The organism is Novosphingobium sp. TK71 (assembly GCF_055361505.1).
In genome coordinates this window covers 793,043-810,680 of the sequence record NZ_JBSZKA010000001.1, presented here as the reverse complement: position 1 = coordinate 810,680, position 17,638 = coordinate 793,043, and the positions used below count along the sequence as shown (strand labels likewise).

The 17,638-nt window shown below is 67.0% G+C and carries 14 protein-coding genes; 10 read left to right on the top strand and 4 right to left on the bottom strand.

What is annotated here, in order from left to right; all coding sequences use genetic code 11:
• The 3 genes from ACXJ16_RS19840 to ACXJ16_RS19830 all read right to left on the bottom strand — a co-directional run bounded on the left by ACXJ16_RS19840 (nucleotide 1) and on the right by ACXJ16_RS19830 (nucleotide 4,854).
• A complete protein-coding gene (locus tag ACXJ16_RS19840; protein WP_463923116.1) occupies nucleotides 1-2,727 on the bottom strand; it encodes a TonB-dependent receptor domain-containing protein in 2,727 nt (908 codons plus the stop codon).
• A gap of 163 nt (nucleotides 2,728-2,890) precedes the next feature.
• A complete protein-coding gene (locus tag ACXJ16_RS19835; RefSeq protein WP_463923115.1) occupies nucleotides 2,891-3,997 on the bottom strand; it encodes an anhydro-N-acetylmuramic acid kinase in 1,107 nt (368 codons plus the stop codon).
• Nucleotides 3,997-4,854: a protein phosphatase 2C domain-containing protein gene (locus ACXJ16_RS19830; protein WP_463923114.1), complete on the bottom strand. Its 858-nt coding sequence runs from the start codon at nucleotides 4,852-4,854 to the stop codon at nucleotides 3,997-3,999. Before ACXJ16_RS19830 ends, ACXJ16_RS19835 begins: the two co-directional genes overlap by 1 nt.
• 171 nt (nucleotides 4,855-5,025) lie before the next feature.
• Here ACXJ16_RS19830 and ACXJ16_RS19825 point away from each other — a divergent pair, with 171 nt between their 5' ends.
• From ACXJ16_RS19825 to ACXJ16_RS19805, 5 genes are read left to right on the top strand one after another with little or no spacing between them, the layout of a single operon-like run.
• The gene (locus ACXJ16_RS19825; RefSeq protein ID WP_463923113.1) at nucleotides 5,026-6,048 is read left to right on the top strand and encodes an SIS domain-containing protein; all 1,023 of its coding nucleotides are present in this window, start codon (nucleotides 5,026-5,028) and stop codon (nucleotides 6,046-6,048) included.
• Nucleotides 6,045-7,196 (top strand): N-acetylglucosamine-6-phosphate deacetylase, encoded by a 1,152-nt coding sequence (gene nagA, locus ACXJ16_RS19820; RefSeq protein WP_463923112.1) that lies wholly within the window; start codon nucleotides 6,045-6,047, stop codon nucleotides 7,194-7,196. Before ACXJ16_RS19825 ends, nagA begins: the two co-directional genes overlap by 4 nt.
• Nucleotides 7,193-8,290 carry a beta-N-acetylglucosaminidase domain-containing protein gene (locus tag ACXJ16_RS19815; protein ID WP_443478884.1) on the top strand — a complete coding sequence of 366 codons (1,098 nt, stop codon included), beginning with the start codon at nucleotides 7,193-7,195 and terminating at the stop codon, nucleotides 8,288-8,290. Before nagA ends, ACXJ16_RS19815 begins: the two co-directional genes overlap by 4 nt.
• 14 nt (nucleotides 8,291-8,304) lie before the next feature.
• The gene (gene dld / locus ACXJ16_RS19810) at nucleotides 8,305-10,020 is read left to right on the top strand and encodes a D-lactate dehydrogenase (protein WP_132468837.1); all 1,716 of its coding nucleotides are present in this window, start codon (nucleotides 8,305-8,307) and stop codon (nucleotides 10,018-10,020) included.
• The gene (locus ACXJ16_RS19805) at nucleotides 10,017-10,880 is read left to right on the top strand and encodes a glucosamine kinase nucleotide-binding domain-containing protein (protein ID WP_324699626.1); all 864 of its coding nucleotides are present in this window, start codon (nucleotides 10,017-10,019) and stop codon (nucleotides 10,878-10,880) included. Before dld ends, ACXJ16_RS19805 begins: the two co-directional genes overlap by 4 nt.
• A gap of 2 nt (nucleotides 10,881-10,882) precedes the next feature.
• Here the strand turns inward: ACXJ16_RS19805 and ACXJ16_RS19800 are convergent, their stop codons facing one another.
• Nucleotides 10,883-11,404: a GNAT family N-acetyltransferase gene (locus tag ACXJ16_RS19800; protein WP_463923111.1), complete on the bottom strand. Its 522-nt coding sequence runs from the start codon at nucleotides 11,402-11,404 to the stop codon at nucleotides 10,883-10,885.
• A 219-nt stretch (nucleotides 11,405-11,623) separates the two neighbouring features.
• On the opposite strand from ACXJ16_RS19800, the gene ACXJ16_RS19795 reads away from it, so the two are divergent.
• The 5 genes from ACXJ16_RS19795 (at nucleotide 11,624) to ACXJ16_RS19775 (ending at nucleotide 17,634) form a co-directional block, all read left to right on the top strand.
• Nucleotides 11,624-13,060 carry a protoglobin domain-containing protein gene (locus ACXJ16_RS19795; protein WP_463923110.1) on the top strand — a complete coding sequence of 479 codons (1,437 nt, stop codon included), beginning with the start codon at nucleotides 11,624-11,626 and terminating at the stop codon, nucleotides 13,058-13,060.
• A 198-nt stretch (nucleotides 13,061-13,258) separates the two neighbouring features.
• The gene (locus tag ACXJ16_RS19790) at nucleotides 13,259-13,828 is read left to right on the top strand and encodes a hypothetical protein (protein WP_463923109.1); all 570 of its coding nucleotides are present in this window, start codon (nucleotides 13,259-13,261) and stop codon (nucleotides 13,826-13,828) included.
• A 183-nt stretch (nucleotides 13,829-14,011) separates the two neighbouring features.
• A complete protein-coding gene (locus tag ACXJ16_RS19785) occupies nucleotides 14,012-14,986 on the top strand; it encodes a DMT family transporter (protein WP_054441925.1) in 975 nt (324 codons plus the stop codon).
• 127 nt (nucleotides 14,987-15,113) lie between these two features.
• On the top strand, nucleotides 15,114-17,072 hold the full coding sequence (locus ACXJ16_RS19780; RefSeq protein ID WP_463923108.1) for an FAD-binding monooxygenase: 1,959 nt from the start codon (nucleotides 15,114-15,116) through the stop codon (nucleotides 17,070-17,072).
• Nucleotides 17,073-17,148: 76 nt separating this feature from the next.
• Complete coding sequence (locus ACXJ16_RS19775) at nucleotides 17,149-17,634, top strand: MarR family winged helix-turn-helix transcriptional regulator (RefSeq protein WP_324699622.1); 486 nt, start codon at nucleotides 17,149-17,151, stop codon at nucleotides 17,632-17,634.
• Nucleotides 17,635-17,638 lie beyond the last annotated feature (4 nt).

Here is a 17,638-nt window from a genome sequence, read left to right as displayed (position 1 = left end):
TCAGATATGCGCGGTCAGCGAGAAGCCGATCGTGCGTCCGAGGATGTCGTATGTGTCGGGGAAGGTGTTGAAGACACCGCCCGTCGACACATAAGGGGGATTCTTGTCGAAGAGGTTGTAGACGCCAGCGCTGAAGGTGATCGCGTCGGTGAACTCATACGAGGCGGACAGATCGAAGGTGTTCTGGGCCGAGATCGTCTCGGTAGACCCGACGGTGCTGGAACGGACCTTGCCGATGCGCTGCCAGTCGAACTGGACCACGCCCTTGTCGAACAGCCAGGAGAGGCCGACCGTGTGGCGATAGTCCGGCTGCACCAGCGTGGTGCCGTCGCTGGAGCAGGTGGCGCCGAAGGTGCCCTTGCACTGGACCGCCGAAACCGTCGAGTTTGCCTGGATCAGGTACGAGGTGACGATGTTGCCCTGATAGCTCAGGCGCACACCTTCGCCCGGCAGGAATGCCGGATGCAGGGTGTAGCTCGCCGAGATGTCGAAGCCGCGCTGCAGCAGACGGCCCAGGTTCTGGTTGTTGACATAGGCGTCCTTGAAGGTGCCGTCCGCGTTGCGCGTCACCAGCGAGCACAGCGGGTTGCTGGCGGTCGGATTGGTGACGTAGCAGCTCGTGATCGCCGCGATCGGCTGGATCACGCCCACGGCGCCGCGCAGGTCAAGCTCGTACCAGTCCACGGTCAGGTTCAGGCCCGGAAGGAAGGTCGGCGTGAACACGGCGCCAAGCGTCGTGGTGTAGCCGGTTTCCGGCTTGATGTCCGGATTGCCGCCGTAATAGTAGTTGCCGGTCAGGTAGCTGGCAGACGTGGAATCCGCAGAGCCGACGGCCGGCGCACCGAAGCGGGCGCACTGGGCGGCGTCGCCGGTGCCCAGCACGCACGGATCGCCGCCGTAGCGCGGCTTCAGGCGGTCGACCGTCACGAGGTTGCTGAACGGCAGCGACGAGGTGCTGGCTGCGAACTCACCGAAGTTCGGCGTGCGCAGGACGCGCTGGTATGTGCCGCGCAGGCGCAGGTTGCGATCGACTTCCCAGTTGCCCTCGACCTTCCAGGTGCCGTGCGTGCCGAACATGTTGTAGTCCGACAGACGGTAGGCGCCGCCCACGTCGAGCTTGCGGATCAGCGGCAGGTCCCGAAGGAGCGGCACCAGGACTTCGCCGTAGAGCTCCTTGACGTCGAACGAGCCGCTGTAGGCCGCCTGAACGCCCTGGCGGTAGGTATTGCCGGTCAAAAGCGCCGTATCCTGGTCGATGCTGGCGGTTTCGCGGCGATATTCGACGCCGACGGCGAAGCCGATCGGACCGGCAGGCAGCGAAAACAGCTCTTCCAGAGTGCCGCTCAGGGTTGCCGCCGTGACGAACTGGTCACGCTTGCGGTTGAACCCGTTGATCGAGCTGCCAAGGGCATCGGCGAGTTCGGTCTGGTTCGGGCCGAAGATGTTGACGCTGTTGACGATCGAAGCGAAGTTGTTGGCGCCGGTCGAGCTGGTGACGAGGCCATCGCCGGTAATCAGCGTGTTCTCGGTCGAACGGCCGTACTGGGCGTAGACGTTCCACTTCACCGCGCTGGTCAGCGGGCCGCGCAGACCCGTCTGGAGCTGAAGCGTGTTCCGCTCGGTTTCGTAGTTAATGAGGCCGAGTTCGGCGAGCGAACGCGAAACGTTCACCTGCGCCGCTCCGTTGACGAAAGTCAGCTGGTTGCGGATGTCGTCGGTGAGGTACGGATTGCTCTCGCTGATCGAGACAGTGCGGTTCACCGAGGCCGGCGTGGCGCCGGGGGTACCGGTCTCTTCGGTGCGCGAATTGGTATACATCGCGCGGCCGTAGACTTCGACCTGGGGCGTGATCTCATACTTGAACAGCGCCGCGACGTTGATGCGCTTGAGCGGCGATACCAGCGGGTAGCGGTCCGAGATGTTCGAGGTGGCCGAGGGGCTGGTCGTGAAGTCGCCGCTGTCGGTGAAGCCGAACTTGCGGCCGCTGGCCACGTCGGTGAAGACGCCGCCGATGCTGGGGATGGTCTGGTTGGGGGTTTCCGCCCAGTCCCGCTGTCCCGAGCGGATCAGGTCGCGCTGGGTATAGTCCGCCGCGATCACGATGTGGCCGCGATCGCCGAGGCCGGTGCCCATCATGATCGAGCCGCCGTAAGTGGCGCCGCCATGTTCGGACAGGCGGCTGGTGGCCGTGCCGCGAATGCCCTCGAAATCATCGTTCAGGATGAAGTTCACGACACCGGCGACCGCATCTGCGCCGTAAACTGCGGCGGCGCCGCCGGTCAGCACGTCAACGCGCTTGATCAGCGAGGCGGGAATGGCGTTGACGTCGGCCGAGTTGCGGAAGCTGAACGGCGTTGCGCGGGTGCCGTCGATCAGGACGAGCGAGCGGCTCTGGCCGAAGTTGCGCAGTTCGAGAACCTGCGCGCCGAAGGCGTCGCTGCCCTGCGAACCCTGGCGAACGCCGCCGGAAAGCTGCGGAAGCTTGGTGGAGAAGTCTTCAACGGTGAGCGCCGACTGCAGCTTGATCTGCTCTTCGCCGGTCGAAGCGACGGGGCTGCTGGACGTCAGGCCGGCTACCGCAATGCGGGTGCCGGTGACGACGATGTCCGCGGTGGTGTTTGCGTCTTCGCCCGAATCGGCTGCCTGCGCGAAAGCGGTGCCCGGCGCCTGCGAGAGCGCGATGGCGAGAGCTGCGATTGCCACGGTATGTCGTTGAGACTTAACCATTTATGACTTCCTCATTTTCGTTTCCCTGGACCCAGATCCCGTCGTTTCTGGTGCGACCCGAAGACTCGACGGCGTGCCTTTTTAGCGTTTTTGCACCATGCATACCTGTCATGGATATGTAAAGGTGTGGTATTCAAGTGGTGATATAAAATTTGGCAGGATATCAGACCAATTCGAGCGCGGCCGGTTCCGGGCGCCAGATCGTGCCCCCGGTGAGCGGGCGGGCGACCCCGGTCGTGCCGGGGAAGGTGAGCGGCAGGCCGCGCAGGCTGCGCGCCGCCAGGAAAGCCATCGCCTCGGCTTCGACGAAGTCGCTCCGAAGGCCAACTTCGTCCGCCGTCCGGCAGTCTCCAAGCCGATCGCGCAGGGCCTGCATCAGCGTGGGATTGTGGCTCCCGCCCCCGCAGACGACCCAGACATTCGGCGCCTGCGGCAAGGTGCGGAGCGACAGTGCAACCGCTTCCGCCGTGAAGGCCGTGAGCGTTGCTGCCGCGTCCTCGAGCGAACAGGCCTCGGCCCATTCGAGAGGAAAGTCGTATCGGTCAAGCGACTTCGGGCCTTCTCCCCGGAAATGCGCGTGCGAAAGCAGGTCCGTCAGCACATCCCGATTGACCGTGCCTGCCGCCGCGATCCGGCCGCCATCGTCGTAGCGACCGGCGCCGTGCGCCTGAACCACCTGATCGATAAGACCATTTCCCGGCCCCGTGTCGAACGCCACCAGCGATCCGTCGGCTCCGATCCAGGTGAGATTGGCCACGCCGCCAAGGTTGAGGAAAGCCACCGGCCCATCGAGCCCGATCCGATCTGCCAGCGCGGCATGATAGGCCGGGACCAGCGGAGCCCCCTGCCCGCCCGCCATGAGATCGTCCTGCCGCATCTGCGCCACGACTGAAATTCCCAGCGCATCGGCCAGCACCTGCGGGTCGCCGATTTGCACGGAAAGCTTGCGCTCCGGCCGATGGAGCAGGGTCTGCCCATGGAATCCGATCAGGTCCGGCCGCCGCCCGGCCCGCGCGATCACGTCGAAACCGGCGCGGACATGCGCGCCCTCGATCACATCCGCCGCCAGCGCGAAGGATCGGGGCTCTTCACCCTGCCCGTCCCACGCCAGCGCCTCATGCGTGGCCCTTTCGAGCACGGCGCGTTCGGTTGCCGAAAAGGCGATCATCGCCGACGGCCCGAAAGCATCGATCCGCTCTCCATCGGTTTCGATCAGGGCGACATCGACACCGTCGAGCGAGGTTCCGCTCATGTATCCCATGACCAGCATCAGCGCGCATCCTCCCAGCTACAGACAACAAGGCTGGCATCGTCGCGCGGCTTCACGCGGGCAAAACGATGCAGCGAATCGGGCTCGTCCTCGAGATCGCGCAGCAGCCCAAGCCAGCGCGCCCAGTCCTCCTGCCCGGAAATGGCGAGGAGATCGGCCGGTGCCGCCGCGCCGAACAGTTCGACGAGGCGCAGAAAACCGTCACTGGCGATGGCGAATCTCTGGCCGGGCCGCACGGGCATCCGCACTTGCCAGAGATGATCCGCAGCGGCCGGCTGGGTGCCGAGCACCCAGTAGCCGCCATCGCGGTTCATCAACCGGCGATTGGCGCGCAGCCCCGGCATCAACCGGGCCTTGAGCGCCTCGAAACCGAGATCGCCCTCTTCCGCGACAATCGCCTTCATCGCCTCGATCGTGCGGGCCTCGATCGCATCGAGCGCGGAACTGCCGAACAACCGGGCGCCGCCGCCGCTTTCGCATGCCGCGATTCGGCAGTCGGCCAGGGTCGTGAATTCCGCCTCGCCGCCGATGATCCGCACCATCGCGAAGGCGGCCGAGGGGTGCTCGTGCGGGCCGTCCGCAGGCCTGATCTGTTCGCGTGCCAGCGCTTCGGCGCATCCGGCCATGACCTGGCGGAGCAGTTCCACGGTCGGAATTTCCGGCGCTTGCGCCAGCGTGTCAGCCAGGAGATCGCCGGCCTTGCGCGCCAGCCAGGAAGCGTCGCTCGGCGCGCCGAGCAGCGATGGCCCGATGCCAGTGGCACCGTCGATCACCCATGCCGCATCGCCCTGATGGCCGACGCGGTCCTCATTGACTTCACCTTGCCCATCGGAGGCGGCAATCTCGATCCTGAGCATCGGATTCTCCCGTCACAATTCACTTGCGATGTAAGACCGGTATCACGACGAAGGTAAAATATAAAACCACTTTAATGCCACTTGTGCCAAAAATCGAAACTGGTATCTGTCCTCGACATGACTCTAGCGACACCTAAAGAGACCAGAGCGGCACCTGAGGCAGGTACGCAGATGGCCCGCGAAGCCCATGAGGCTCCCCAGCGCTGCGTCGAGCAGCTGCGGCTCAATGCCGATCTCGTTCGCGAGGCCGGACGGCAACTCCGCGCGCTGGCACCGCCTTTCGCCGCCACCCTTGCGCGCGGAAGTTCCGATCAGGCAGCCGCTTTCGCCAAGTTCCTGCTGGAAACCCATGCCGGCGTTCCTACGCTGAGCCATGCGCCTTCGGTGGGCTCGCTCTATCATGCCACTTCGCCGCGTTTCGAAGGCGTGCCGCTGATCGCGATCTCGCAGTCCGGCCGCAGCCCCGACCTGCTGGCGGCGGCGCAGGATGCGCGCGAAAAGGGCGCGGTGGTGATCGCGGTGGTCAATGACGCCGCATCGCCGCTCGTCGAACTGGCGCAGATCGTCATTCCCGTCCACGCCGGACCCGAAACCAGCGTGGCCGCCACCAAGAGCTTCGTCTGCACGCTCGTCGCCCTCACCCATCTCGTGGCCGAGTGGAGCCAGGACGAGGCGCTGCTCGCCGCGCTCGAGACGACAGGCGAAGTGCTGGAAGAAGCCGCGAATGCGGACTGGACCGCGGCGGTCGATCTGCTCAGGGACGCCGGCGAGATGCTGGTGCTCGGCCGCGGCCCCACGCTTCCCATCGCGGGCGAGGCCGCGCTCAAGCTGAAGGAAACCTCCAGCCTGCACGCCGAAGCCTTCAGCAGCGCCGAAGTGGCCCATGGCCCGATGACGCTGGTGGGCGAAGGCGATCCGGTGCTGGTGCTCGCCCCGCTCGACGTGGCCCGCACCGGCCTGCGCGAACGGCTTGAGGACTTCGCGGCACGCGGCGCGCGGGTGATCGCCGCCGGGCTTGCCGAGGGCATCGCCCCGGCAGCGCTCGTCCTGCCTTCGCGCACGGACGTTCATCCGGTACTGGGCGCCATCGGGCAGATCCAGAGTTTCTACAGCCTCGCCAACGAACTCTCGCTGGCGCGCGGTCGCAATCCGGACAACCCTCCGCACCTCAACAAGGTAACGCGCACGCTATGACCCTGACAGCCCTTATCGGAGCGCGCATCGTCCTTGCCGACCGCGTGGTGGAAGGCGAGGCGCTGATCCTGGACGGCGCGCGCATCCACGGCCTTGCCGCGCCCGGCGCCCTGCCGAAAGACTGCACGGTCGTCGACCTTGGCGGCGGCTACCTGCTGCCCGGCTTCATCGATACCCAGGTGAACGGCGGCGGTGACGTGCTGTTCAACGACATGCCCTGCATCGAGGGCATTCGCGCGATCGCCAAGGCACATCGCCGCTATGGCACCACCGGCCTGCTGCCCACGCTCATCAGCGATTACCCGCAAGTGGTGGAAGCCGCGATCGCAGCGGGCGAAGCCGCGCTGGCGGAAGGCGTTCCCGGAGTTCTGGGCGTCCATATCGAAGGGCCGCACCTCAACGTCGCCAAGAAGGGCATTCACGACCAGAACCGCTTCACGCGGGTCGATCCCGAAGTGATCGCACGGCTTTCCGCACCCACCGCCGGTCGCCGGGTGGTGACGCTGGCACCCGAACTCGCCGCCGAGGGCACGGTGCGCGCGCTTGCCGAGGCGGGCGTTCTCGTCTGCGCCGGACACAGCCTGGCCGATTACTACCAGGCCCGCGCGGCGCTGGCCGAAGGGCTGGCCGGCTTCACGCACCTGTTCAACGCGATGACGCAGTTCCTCAGCCGCGATCCCGGCATGGTCGGCGCCGCGCTGGAGGACCGCGCCAGCCACTTCGGCCTGATCGTGGACGGGTTCCACGTCCACCCCGCCGCCATGCGCGTGGCGGTTTCGGCCCGCGGAGATGAAGGCGTGATGCTCGTCACCGACGCCATGCCGCCGGTGGGCGGCACGCTGGGGCAGTTCACGCTGATGGATCAGGACATCAAGGTCGCCAATGGCATGTGCACCGGGCCGGACGGCACGCTGGCAGGCTCAGCGCTCACCATGGCGCAGGCCCTGCGCAACGCGATGGACATGATCGGCTGCGACATCGTGACCGCATCGCGCATGGCGAGCGGCAATCCCGCCCGTTTCCTGCGGCTGGATCATGAAACCGGCGCCATCGCGCCCGGCCTTCGCGCCGATCTCGTCCACCTGGGCGATGACCGTCTGGTCCGCTCGACCTGGATCGGCGGCGCCCGCGAGGATCACCGGGAATGACCCGGCAAGCTCCTGCCGCCAAGCCCGTGCTTCAGCCGGAACTGGGCCTGATCGAAGGGCGCTTCGGCCGTATCTGGAACGAGGCCGAGCGCAGCTACGTGGTCAGGACGCTGGCGGAGGCCGGTTACGGCTTCTACCACTACGGCCCCAAGGCGGACCGCTCGCTGCGGCGCGAATGGCGAAAGACGCATGACGCCGCGCAGGCCGAATCCCTCGCCCGCCTTTCCGCCGAGTGCCGGGCCGCCGGGATGCGCTTCGGCATGGCGATCACGCCGGTCGGCTCCACGCACCCCTTCGACGATGCCGCCCGCGCCGACCTGACGCGCCGCGTCGCCGAGCTTGACGCCATCGGCATAGACGACCTTGCAGTGCTGTTCGATGACCTTCGCGGCGACATGCCGGAACTTGCGGAGCGTCAGGCCGAAGTGGTCAACTTCTGCGCCGGGCTCACCCGGGCCACGCGGGTCTATACCTGCCCGACGTACTATTCCGACGATCCGGTGCTGGACCTCGTCTTCGCGGACCGCCCGGCGGACTATCTCGGCAAGCTCGGCCGCCTGCTCGATCCGGCCGTGCAGGTCTACTGGACGGGCGAGGAAGTCTGCGCGAAGGAAATCGGCCCGGCCCATCTCGAACGCGTGGCGGGCGAACTGGGCCGCAAGGTCTGCCTGTGGGACAACTGGCCCGTCAACGACGGCGCGCGCATGTCGCGCTTCCTGCACTTGCGCGCCTTCACCGGCCGCCCGGCAGGTATCGCGGAGCATGTTTCCGGCCATGCGATCAACCCGGCGATCCAGGCCCATCTCGGCTGCATCCCGGCGCTGACGCTGCCGATGGTCTATGCGCAGGGCGGCGACTATGCCTATGGCGCCGCCTTCGCCGCCGCCGCCCGCCGGCTTCTCGGAGATGAATTCGCCGTAATGTTGCAGCAGGACCTTCCGGCCCTCCAGGACGTGGGCTACGAGCGGCTCGGCGTTCGCGGCGGCCGTCTTCGCGCGCGCTACGAAGGCATAGACCATCCCGCCGCGCGCGAGATCCTGCACTGGCTCGACGGCGCCGACCTGATGACCGACGACGAGGTCCAGACCCAGTAACCGGGGAAAGAACCATGGCAGCGAGCATCACCACACGGGACAAGGCGCTTCTGGCCGCCCTTCGCGGCGCGGTCGGCAAGCGTGACGTGCTCACCTCTCCCCGCGCTACGGCGCGCTTCCGCAAGGGCTATCGCACCGGCGAGGGCCCGGCCATCGCGGTGGTGCGCCCCGGCACCCTGGTGGAGCTGTGGCGCGCGGTACAGGCCTGCGTGGCGGCGGACGTGTCGATCATCATGCAGGCGTCGAACACCGGGCTTACCGGCGGTTCCACCCCCGATGGCGACGACTATCCCGGCGGTCTCGTCATCATCAGCACCACGCGGCTCTCCGCGCTCAAGGTGATCCAGCGCGGCACCCAAGTGCTTTGCATGCCCGGCACCACGCTTTACAAGCTGGAGCAGGCGCTGCGCCCCTTCGGGCGCGAGCCGCATTCGGTGATCGGCTCATCCTGCCTCGGGGCCTCGGTCGTGGGCGGGGTCTGCAACAATTCGGGCGGCTCGCTGATCCGGCGCGGGCCTGCCTATACCCAGCTCGCGCTTTATGCGCAGGTCCAGGCCGACGGTTCGCTGCGCCTGTTCAACCACCTCGGCATCGATCTTGGCGACGAGCCCGAGACCATGCTCTCCCGCCTCGACCGCGAACAGTATACCGAGGCCGATATCGACCCCGCGGGCGACAAGTGGGCGCACGACCATGCCTATGCGCGGCACGTCCGCGATATCGAGAGCGAGGTGCCCGCCCGCTTCAACGCCGATCCGCGCTGCCTGTTCGAGGCGGCGGGAAGCGCGGGCAAGCTGATCGTCTTCGCCGTCCGCCTCGACACGTTCGCGCGCGAGGACGAGACGACCACGTTCTACATCGGCACCCGCGATCCCGACCGGCTGACCGACCTGCGCCGCACCATGCTGCGCGACTTCGATACCCTGCCGATCGCGGGCGAATACATGCACGCCGAGGCTTTCGACGTGGCGGACCGCTACGGCCGCGACATGTTCTACGCCATCGAGCGGCTCGGCACCGATCGCCTGCCCGCGCTGTTCGCGGCCAAGTCCCGCTTCGACGGGCTGTTCGGCGGCGGCCTTGCCGACCGGCTGATGCAATGGGCAAGCCGGTTCATCCCCGAGCACCTCCCGCCCCGCATGCGCGAATACCGCGCCCGCTTCGCGCATCACCTGATCCTCAAGGTGCCGCGCGATCAGGTAGAGGCGGCGCGCGCGCTGCTTGCCGCGCTGTTCCCCGGCGATGCCGATGGCGATCATTTCGAATGCACGCCGCAGGAAAGCGCCAAGGCCTTCCTCCACCGCTTCGTCGCGGCGGGGGCGGCGGTGCGCTACCGCGCCGTCCATCGCCGCGAGGTGGAGGACATCGTCGCGCTCGATGTCGCCCTGCCCCGTAATACCCGCGAATGGGTGGAGCAGCTTCCCGCCGATCTTGCCGCGCGCACGATCCACACGCTCTATTACGGCCATTTCTTCTGCCAGGTGTTCCACCAGGACTACATCGTGAAGAAGGGCACGGACCCGCTCGGCTTCGAGCACGCGCTCTGGGCGCTGCTCGACGCGCGCGGCGCCCGTTATCCGGCCGAGCACAACGTCGGCCACCTCTATGTCGCGCGGCCCGAACTGGCGGAATTCTACCGCGAGATCGACCCGCGCAACCAGCTCAACCCCGGCATCGGCCATACCCCCCGTGGCCGCGACTGGACGGGGACTCACGGAGAACACCCATGACCTATTTCCTCGGCATCGACGCAGGCGGCAGCAATTGCCGCGCCCGGCTGGTCGACGCGCAGGGCAAGGAGATCGGCCATGGCAGGTCCGGCACCGCCAATGCGCGGATCGGCATGGAAGCGCTTTACGAAACGCTCAAGGATACGGTCGATCAGGCCGTGGCCGAAGCCGGGCTGACCGATGGGCAGCGCGCCGCCATTCATGCCGGCATGGGCATCGCCGGGATCACCCGCCCCGGCGTGCGCGATGCGCTGGCCGAACTCGATTTCGGCTTCGCTTCGGTGAACTATGCCACGGACGCGCAGATCGCCAACCTCGGCGCGCACGCCGGACAGGACGGTGCAATCCTCATCATCGGCACCGGCAGCGCCGCGCAGGTGCGGGTGGACGGCCGCGATTTCACCATCGGCGGCTACGGCTTCCCGATCTCGGACGAAGGGAGCGGCGCCGCGCTCGGCCTTTCCGCGATGCGCCACGCCTTGCGCGCGCTGGACGGGCGCACCCGCAAGACCCCGCTCAGCGCCGCCGTGACCGAACGGTTCGAGCATGACACCGCACGGGCCATCGCCTGGATGGACCATGCAAGCCCGCGCGATTACGGCACCTTTGCGCCGCTGGTGATGGACTATGCCGAGGCCGACGACGCCATCGCCCGCTCCATCGTCGAACACGCGGCAGGCCATATCGAGCGCTTCATCGAGACCATCTTCGAACGCGGCGCCACGCGCTGCACGCTCGTCGGCGGTCTCGCCCCGCGGATGCAGCCGTGGCTACGTTCGCGCACGGTAGAGCGTCTGAGCCCTGCCCTCGGAGATTCGCTGGACGGCGCGCTGCGCCTTGCCGGTTTCGTGCCTGCCTGAGCTTACGGCAGCCGATCGGGCACTTCGCGGCTGTCGAGCGTGAGCTGAAGAAAGGCGAGGTCCAGCCAGTTTCCGAACTTGCAGCCGACCTCTTTCAACAGGCCCACGGATTCGAAGCCGAGCTTTTCGTGAAGGCGGATCGAGCCCTCGTTGCGGGCCTCGATCCCCGCGACCATGGCGTGCTTGCCGATGGCCCGCGCCCGTTCGATCAGGGCGATCATCAGACTCTCGCCGATCCCGCCGCCGCGCCGGTCCGCGCGGACGTAGACCGAATGCTCGACGGTGTGGCGATAGCCGTCGAATGCGCGCCAGTCCCCGAAGGAGGCATAGCCCAGCACCGTCCCGGATTCGTCGACCGACACCAGCACGGGATAGCCCGCCTGCCTGCGGCCGGCCAGCCAGGCGAGCCGGTTGGCGGTGTCGACGGCGGTCTCGTTCCAGATCGCGGTCGTGTTCAGCACGGCGTCGTTGTAGATGGCCGTGATCCCTTCGATATCCGCCGGTACGGCATCACGAATGGTCAAACATGCTCCACCGAGGCGCCGGTCGATATCGTCAGCTTGCGTCATCCCGGCACTATAGTGGACGGCTCGGTCCCCGCAAGCAGCCCCCCAATTGCGAAGTTTCCCCAGGCGGAAAATTATGACGGCCAAGCGCCCGGCCGGGGCCGCGGCTTTCCTATAAAGCATTGACGCAAAGGATTTCATTACGGCCGGCGAGCAGCCGCCGCACGGGAGATCAAATTGACAGTCAAGACGATCGAGGAACGGCTGGAATTCCTCGAGTTCGACCCTGCGCAGCGCCGCGTTCTCGCGGCGGCGCAGCCCCTGCTTCGCAAGTGCATTCCCCCCGCGCTCGACCATTTCTACGCACGGGTCCGCGCCACGCCGCAAATGGCGCGCATGTTCACCAGCGACCGGCACATCGATTCCGCCAAGAGCGCCCAGCTCGGGCACTGGATGGGCATCGCCACCGGCCGCTTCGACGAGAGCTACCACGCCGCCGTCAGCCGCATCGGGAAGGTCCATGCCCGGATCGGCCTTGAGCCCCGCTGGTACATCGGCGGCTATGCGCTCGTGCTTGAGGAAATCATGCGCGCGGTGGAGCGCAGCGCCAGCCCGTGGAAGCGGATGCTCGGCCTCTCGCGCCCCGGCAAGCTCAGCCGGGCGCTGATGAAGGCGGCCATGCTGGACATGGACCTGTCGATCTCGATCTACTTCGAAGAAGCCGAGGCAGAGCGCAACCAGGCCATCGCCGCGCTGGACCGCGCGATGTCTCGGCTGGCTGGCGGCGATCTCATCCATGACATCGACGACCTGCCCGGCGGCTTCCTCTCGCTCAAGCAGTCCTACAACGGCAGCCTCGCGAACCTGCGCGGCACGATCGGCTCGGTGGTGCGGACGTCGGAGGCGATCTACGGCGAATCCGGCGCGATCGCCCGCGCGTCCGAGGATCTTGCACGCCGCACCGAAAGCAGCGCCGCCAATCTCGAAGAGACCGCCGCCACCCTCGTGCGGGTGGAGGAACGGGTGAAGGCCACTGCCGGCGGCGCGCAGGAAACCCTCGGCATTGCAGGCGGCGCGCTTTCCGTCGTGCAGCAGGGCCGCGCCGTGGCCGAAGATGCGGTGCAGGCCATGCAAGTGGTCCACGAAAGCGCGCGCGGGATCGACGAGGTGATCGAGGGGGTGGACAAGATCGCCTTCCAGACCCGCGTCCTTGCCATGAACGCCGCCATCGAGGCGGGGCGTGCCGGAAACGCCGGACGCGGTTTCGCGGTCGTGGCCGACCTCGTCAGTTCGCTGGCCATGCGCGCCGAGGAAGAGGCCCGCAAGGCCCGCAACGGCCTTTCGGCCACGCGCTCCGAGATCGACCGGGCGGTGGAGACGGTATCGCGGGTGGACCGCTCGCTGGAACGGATCGCCGGAGAAGTCGACCGGGTTCACCACCTCGTCGAAACCATGGCGCGGGACAACGACGCGCAGGCCTCGGCGATTTCCGAAGTGAGCGTCGCCGTGGGCATGATGGACCGCACCACCCAGCAGAACGCCGCGATGGTCGAGCAGACGTCCGCTGCCGCCCGCACGCTGATCTCCGACGCGACCACCCTTGCCGAACATGCCAGGCGCTTTCAGATCGGCGAAGCACCCGGCGGCCTGAAGCCCCGGCTTCAGGCGGTCTGAGTTTACGACCTTAGCGGAACCGGGTGCGGAAAGGGCAATCCCGCACCCGGCTCCCCCTTCGCCCCATTTTTCGCCCATCTTCAAAGTTTAACTTTCGACACTTTGCCCGCAGGTAAAGTGTCACGGCCGACAAAGCGCAGAATTGCGAAAGATCAGGGATTCTCACGATTCGCGATCTGTGCTCTATAGATTCCCGTTATGTTTCTCGCGCCGACCGATCCCGCCCGCCGCGCCCCCGCCAGCGACATGGCAGCCCTGCTAGACCAGGTCGCTCATGCCAGCAGCCGGCCCCGCTATGCCTTCATGGTGCTCAGCCTGATCGCCGAGATCGCCCGCCCGGACGGCAGCGCCGGGCCCTTCATCGCCCATCGCGGCCATTCCATCCTGCTGCGAGACTGGCTCTGCGACGCGCTGACACCGATGGGCGGGCGCGATCCCAAGCGACAGGCGCTGATGATGAAAGTGCGCGCGGAGCTGGAACGGACGGGAAAACTCCCGCAGCAGCCCACTGCCGCCGAAGCTGCGATCGAGGCCGAAGTGCGCGAGCGTGTGCGCAGTTCGGGCAAGACCAACCTCAGCCGGGCAACCACCGAACTGGTCAAGGCGGGCCTGATCCAGCGCCATTATCAGGGCTTTCGCGTGGACCATCACAACCGGGGGGCGCAGCGGCACGTCGTCTACACCCTGACCGGCCGGGCGCGCTGCCTGATGGGACGCTCCGGCCCCATCTCGGGCGATCGCAGGCAGGGCGAACTCGCGCTCAACTGAAAACACGCGGGGCGCCCCCTCCGCTTCCCGGCGCTGGGCAAAGTGTCACGCGGGACAGGCACGCGCACCAGTCAATCTGCCCGAAGTGACGACAGGATATTGCCGAAAAGCGGCACTGCGGGCATTGACGTTTCGCGCCGCCTGGTGAACGGCTCCCGCTCCCCAACGCAGGAGCGATATCCAGTGAGCAACCAGAAGACCGGCAACGCCACCATCGCCGGCATTGCCTGCGGCGCCGGTGCGGGCGCGTTCTGGGGGCTCGTGTTCCTGGCGCCCGAACTGGCCGGAGACTTCACGCCGCTGCAGCTCACTGCCGGGCGCTACCTGTTCTACGGCGCGCTCTCGCTGCTTCTGCTCCTGCCACGCTGGCGGCAGCTCGGCCCACATGTGACCCGGCGCGAATGGCTGGCGCTGGGCTGGCTCGCCTTCACCGGCAACACGCTCTATTTCATCCTGCTATCAAGCGCGGTCCAGAACGGCGGCGTCGCACTTACCGCCCTTGTCGTGGGGTTCCTGCCGGTTGCCGTAACCATCATCGGCAGCCGCGACCATGGCGCCGTGCCGCTGCGGCGGCTGGTCCCCTCGCTGCTGCTCTGCATGGCCGGCGCGATCTGCATCGGCTGGCAGGCCGTTGTCGATCCCTCTTCCGGCACGGTGGAGCAGCAACTGATCGGCCTGGGCTGCGCGGTGGGCGCGCTCATTTCGTGGACCGGCTTCGCGGTGGGCAATTCCCGCTGGCTGGCGCGGCTCGACCATGTTTCCCCGCATGACTGGAACCTGCTGACCGGCCTCGTGACCGGCGCGCAGAGCCTGCTGCTGCTGCCTTTCGCGCTGCTGCTCGATACCGCGCACCATACCGATGCCGCGTGGCTGCGCCTCGGCGCGATTTCGCTGGGCGTGGCGGTGCTCGCCTCGATCCTCGGCAATGCGCTGTGGAACCGCATGAGCCGCCTGCTTCCGCTGACGCTCGCCGGGCAGATGATCCTGTTCGAAACGCTGTTCGCGCTCGTCTATGCCTTCGTCTGGGAACGGCGCCTGCCCACCCCGATGGAGGCCGCCGCCTTCGCCCTGCTGGTGCCCAGCGTGATCTCCTGCATCGCCGCCCATCGCAAGCCCGGGACGGTGCCGGTAAGCGACGGAGATACCCTGCACCCCTGATCGCCGCGCTCTCCCGCTGCTCGCCCGCATTTGACTCAGGAATATAGGTAGCATACTACTTATATTCGTTGAGGCGGTACCCGTTCGTCCGAACCGGGAGCCTGCCTGTGTTGGAGAGGATGAGACGATGCAATTTCACCTGAACGGATTCCGCACCGGCGACCCGGCCGTTTCCGAACCCGTCCCCCACCTCGCCCCGGCCCCCACCCTCGCACTTGGGAGCGACAGGCCCTCCGGCGCGCCGGACGATGTGGACGTGCTGATCGTCGGTTGCGGCCCCGCCGGGCTGACGCTGGCCGCGCAGCTTGCGCGGTTCCCCTCGATCCGCACCCGCATCGTCGAGCGCAAGGACGGTCCGCTCGCGCTCGGTCAGGCGGACGGCATCGCCTGCCGCACGATGGAGATGTTCAACGCCTTTGGTTTTGCCGACCGCGTGGCGCGGGAAGCCTACTGGGTCAACGAAACCACGTTCTGGAAGCCGGACGACAGCGAAGCGCGCCGGATTTCCCGCCACGGCCGCATTGCCGATACCGAGGATGGGCTTTCGGAATTCCCCCACGTCATCCTCAATCAGGCCCGCGTCCATGACTTCTACCTTGAAGCGATGCGCAATGCGCCAACCCGCCTTGTTCCGGACTACGCCATGGAAGTGGCGGACCTGACCATACCGGAAGACCCGGCCGAGCCGGTCCTCGCAAGGCTGCGGCGCGTGGGGGCCGAGGGAGAGGAAGGCACCGAACTGGTGCGGGCGCGCTATGTCGTGGGCTGCGACGGCGCCCGCAGCCAGGTCCGCCGGGCGATCGGCCGCGAACTGATCGGGGAATCCGCCAACCAGGCCTGGGGCGTCATGGATGTGCTCGCCTACAGCGATTTTCCCGATATCCGCCTCAAGAGCGCGATCCATTCCGCGAACGAGGGCAACATCCTCATCATCCCGCGCGAAGGCGGCTATCTGGTGCGTCTCTACATCGAACTGGACAAGCTCGGCCGGGACGAGCGGGTGGCGGCGCGGAACATCACGCGCGAACAGCTCATCGACGCCGCCCGGCGCATCCTCCATCCTTACGTGCTCGACGTGAAGGAAGTGGCGTGGTGGTCCGTCTACGAGATCGGCCAGCGCCTTTGCGACAAGTTCGACGATGTGCCCGCCGGAGCGGAGCAGCGCCGCCTCCCCCGCGTCTTCATCGCGGGCGATGCCTGCCACACGCACAGCCCCAAGGCCGGACAGGGCATGAACGTGTCCATGCAGGACGCCTTCAACCTCGGCTGGAAGCTTGCTGCCGTGCTGCGCGGCCAGGCCGGGCCGGAACTGCTGCACAGCTATTCGGCCGAGCGGCAGACGATCGCGCAGGAGCTGATCGATTTCGACCGCGAATTCGCCGCGATGTTCAGTGCGAAGCCGAAAACCGCCGAGGACGAGGACGGTGTCGATCCCGCCGAATTCCAGCGCTATTTCGTGAAGCAGGGTCGCTTCACGGCAGGAACCGCCACGCAGTATCGCCGCTCCGCCTTGACCGGAAGCGGCGAGCACCAGCACCTTGCGGAAGGTTTCAGGGTCGGGATGCGCTTCCATTCGGCGCCCGTCGTGCGCCTTGCCGATGCAAAGCCGATGCACCTCGGGCACGCCGCCGAGGCGGACGGGCGCTGGCGGATCTACCTCTTCGCGGGCGATGACGGTCTCCAGCCCGGCTCCCGCCTTGCCCGGCTGTGCCGCACGCTGGAAACCGACCCAGCCTCGCCTCTGCTTCGCCACACGCCGAAGGGCGCCGATGCCGACGCCCTGTTCGACTTGCGGGCGGTATTCCAGCAATCGCACCGGTCGCTGTCGATGGACGAGCTTCCCGGGCTGCTCTGGCCGCGCAAGGGCGAACTGGGCCTGCGCGATTACGAAAAGGCGTTCTGCGCCGATCCGGGCGCGGGCGACATCTACGACATGCGCGGCGTGAACCGGGAGGAAGGCTGCATGATCGTGGTCCGCCCGGACCAGTACATCGCACAGGTGCTTCCGCTTGACGGCACGCGGGAACTGGCCGCCTACTTCGCCGCCAACCTGACCGCCGCCCGCATTCCCGAACCGGCGGGCTGAACCTTCCGGCCGAGGTCGGCCATGGCAGCACACGGGAGGCTTGAGCAGGCGGGCGTTATCAAGCTAGGTGGCTGTCATGAGCGACCTCGAGACCATGCCCGGCCACCTGATCCGCCGCCTTCAGCAGATTTCCGTGGCGCGCTTCACATCGCGCATGACCGAGGCCGGGCTTGACCTGACCTCGGTCCAATATGCGGCGATGCTGACCCTGCGCGATCATCCGGGGCTGGACCAGCAGACGCTGGCGGGCATGATCGCCTATGACCGGGTGACGATCGGCGGCGTGATCGACCGGCTCGTGCAGAAAGGGCTGGTCGAACGCGAGGTCAGCCCGACCGACCGCCGCGCCCGCGTGCTGATGCTGAGCCGGCAGGGCGGCGAGGCTCTGGCCGCGGCAACGCCATGGGTGGACCAGGTGCAGGACGACATCGTCTCTCATCTCACATCAGAAGAACAGGATATCTTCCTGAAACTTCTGAAGAAGACCACGCGCGCCGGTAACGAGCTGAGCCGCGCGCCGCTGCGCCCGGCGCCCACGGGGGCAGGCAACCGGAGCGAGTGAGCAA